At 68.0% G+C, this 2,739-nt stretch carries 4 protein-coding genes; 1 reads left to right on the top strand and 3 read right to left on the bottom strand.

The window, feature by feature from the left end; translation table 11 throughout:
* The coding region (locus tag WA317_RS01705) for a hypothetical protein (RefSeq protein WP_425171387.1) at positions 1-76 on the top strand (76 nt) is incomplete at its 5' end.
* 38 nt (positions 77-114) lie between these two features.
* On the opposite strand, the gene WA317_RS01700 is transcribed toward WA317_RS01705, so the two are convergent.
* The 3 genes from WA317_RS01700 to infB form a co-directional block, all read right to left on the bottom strand.
* The gene (locus WA317_RS01700; RefSeq protein WP_425171386.1) at positions 115-1,128 is read right to left on the bottom strand and encodes a DHH family phosphoesterase; all 1,014 of its coding nucleotides are present in this window, start codon (positions 1,126-1,128) and stop codon (positions 115-117) included.
* Positions 1,091-1,582: a 30S ribosome-binding factor RbfA gene (gene rbfA, locus WA317_RS01695; RefSeq protein ID WP_425171385.1), complete on the bottom strand. Its 492-nt coding sequence runs from the start codon at positions 1,580-1,582 to the stop codon at positions 1,091-1,093. The genes WA317_RS01700 and rbfA overlap by 38 nt, the downstream gene beginning before the upstream one ends.
* A gap of 45 nt (positions 1,583-1,627) precedes the next feature.
* Positions 1,628-2,739, bottom strand: a 1,112-nt coding sequence (infB, locus tag WA317_RS01690; RefSeq protein WP_425171384.1) for a translation initiation factor IF-2, incomplete at its 5' end; no start/stop codon positions are given.

The following is a 2,739-nucleotide window of genomic DNA, read 5'->3' as shown; positions in this document are numbered from 1 at the left end:
ATTCCGGACCAGCGGCGACGACATCGCTGCCAACCGCGATGCCGTGTTGCAGCGGGGACGCGCGCAGGTGCGCTGACGCGCTATTGACCTCGTGGAGCCCAAGCCGGACACCGGTCAGCCGAGAGCGGCGTGCAGCGACGCCACCACGTCGTCGACCGGCCCCGCGGTGTTATACCCGGCGGCCAACCGGTGACCGCCACCGCCGAACCGGGCCGCGACCGCCGCCAGATCCACGCCGGCCTTGGCCCGCATCGACACCGACCATTTTCGCGGCTCGATCTCCTTAAAGACGGCCGCCACCTCGGCTTGCTGCGTGGTGCGGACGATGTCGACGACGCTCTCCACTTCTTCGGCACGTGCGGCCGACCACTCCGCATGGCCGACGATCGCATAGACCAGCCCGCGACCGCCGACAGCGTCGGGCAGCAATTGCGCCGAGCCCAGCACGCGCGAGAGCATCGGCAGCCAGCCGAACGGGTGCGTGTCCAGCAGCATCCGGCTGACCGCGGAGTTGTCCACGCCGATGTCGATGAGTCGCGCCGCCAGCCGGTACGCCCGGGCACTGGCCCAGCGGAACGACCCGGTGTCGGTGATGAGGCCCGCGTAGATGCAGTGCGCCACCTCGATGTCGATCGGCTTGCCCCACGCGTCGAGCAGTTCGGCGACCAACATGGTTGTCGAATCCGCCGACGTGTCAACGAAGTTCGCGGTGCCGAAGAGCTGGTTGGATGCATGGTGGTCGATCACCAGCACCTCACGGCCGGGCCCGGCCAAATCACCCAACGCGCCCAGCCGGCTGACGCTCGGGATGTCAACGGTGACAACCAGCTCCACATCACGGCGCATCGCGTCGGGGCGGACCATCAGCGCGACGCCGGGCAGCGATCGCAGCGACTCGGGCAGCGTCGCCGGAGCGGCGAAACTGACCTCGACGTCCTTGCCACACCGGTCGAGCACCAGGGCCAGCGCGAGCCCGGCACCGATGGTGTCGGCGTCGGGATGCACATGGCAGACCACCGCGATTCGACCGGCGCCGTCCAGCAGGTCCGCCGCACCGGCGGCGTCGACGCGCCGCGCGTCCTCGCTGACCTCAGTCCTCTGGTTGGTCGCCGTCACCGGTGTCCTCAGCGTCGATGTCGTCGTCAGAGGGCGCCGGTGGGAGGCGGTACGGGTCGGGCTCACCGGCCGGCTTGGCACCCGAGCGGACCTTGGCCAGATCGGCGTCCGCGGCGCGGGCTCGGGCCAGCAGCTCGTCCATGCGCTGGACGCTGTCCGACGTGGTGTCACGCGCGAACGTCAAGGTGGGCGTGAACCGCACCCCGGTGCCGGCGCCGACCTTGGTCCGCAGGACCCCCTTGGCCCGCTCCAGCGCAGCCGCGGCGGCGTCGTAATCCGGCTCGTCGTCCAGGGTGGGCCCAAGCACTGTGTAATACACCGTGGCGTCGTGCAGGTCGGCGGTCACCTTCGCGTCGACGACGGTCACCCCGACCAGCCCCGGGTCCTTGATCTCGTGCTCGATCGTCGAGGCGATGATCGTGGCGATTCGCTTGGCCAGCCGGCGCGCTCGTGCCGGATCAGCCATAGACAATGCTCCCACCGGCGCCGGTGGCGTTGGGCGCTGCACTCATCAGGCGCGTTCTCTCTGCACCAGCTCGTAGGTCTCGATGACGTCGCCTTCCTTGATGTCGGAGTAGGTCAACGTCAAACCGCACTCGTAGCCGTCGCGGACCTCGGTGACGTCATCTTTCTCCCGTCGCAGCGAGGAGATCGTGAGGTTCTCCGACACCACGATGTTGTCGCGCAGCAGCCTGGCCTTGGCGTTGCGGCGCACCACACCGGAGGTCACCAGGCAACCGGCGATCAGACCGACCTTCGACGAGCGGAACAGTGCCCTGATCTCGGCGCGGCCCAGCTGGACCTCTTCGTAGATCGGCTTGAGCATGCCGCGCAGCGCCTTCTCGATCTCATCGATGGCCTGGTAGATGACCGAGTAGTAGCGGATGTCCACGCCTTCGCGATTGGCCAGCTCGGTGGCCTTGCCCTCCGAACGCACATTGAAGCCGATGATCACCGCATCCGAGGCCGACGCCAGGTTGACGTTGGTTTCGGTGATGCCGCCGACGCCGCGGTCGATGACGCGCAGTTCGACTTCGTCGTCGACCTGGATGCCCATCAAAGCCTCTTCCAGCGCCTCGACCGTACCGGCGTTGTCGCCCTTCAGGATCAAGTTGAGCTGCGACGTCTCCTTCAACGCAGCATCCAAATCATCCAGGCTGATGCGCTTACGGGAGCGTGCCGCCAGCGCATTGCGCTTGCGGGCACTGCGACGATCGGCGATCTGGCGGGCAATCCGGTCCTCGTCGACCACCAGCAAATTGTCACCGGCGCCTGGCACCGACGTGAAGCCGATGACCTGCACCGGCCGCGACGGCAGCGCCTCGTGGACGTCCTCGCCGTGCTCGTCGACCATCCGGCGGACGCGCCCATAGGCATCGCCCGCGACGATGGAGTCGCCGACGTGCAGCGTGCCGCGCTGGATCAGCACGGTCGCCACCGGTCCGCGACCGCGGTCCAGGTGGGCCTCGATCGCCACACCCTGGGCTTCCATGTCCGGGTTGGCCCGCAGGTCCAGCGTGGCGTCCGCGGTCAGCAGCACCGCCTCGAGCAGGTGATCGATGTTGGTGCCCTGCTTCGCCGAGATGTCGACGAACATGGTCTCGCCACCGAAATCCTCTGCCA

The organism is Mycobacterium sp., assembly GCF_049802695.1.
Taxonomy (GTDB): Bacteria; Actinomycetota; Actinomycetes; order Mycobacteriales; family Mycobacteriaceae; genus Mycobacterium.
Note: the sequence above shows the minus strand (reverse complement) of the source record. Positions and strands in the feature narration are given on the sequence as shown.

Coding starts and splice junctions, on each gene's coding strand:
- rbfA (WP_425171385.1), bottom strand. CDS start 1,582: ATGGCTGATCCGGCACGAGCGCGCCGGCTGGCCAAGCGAATCGCCACG.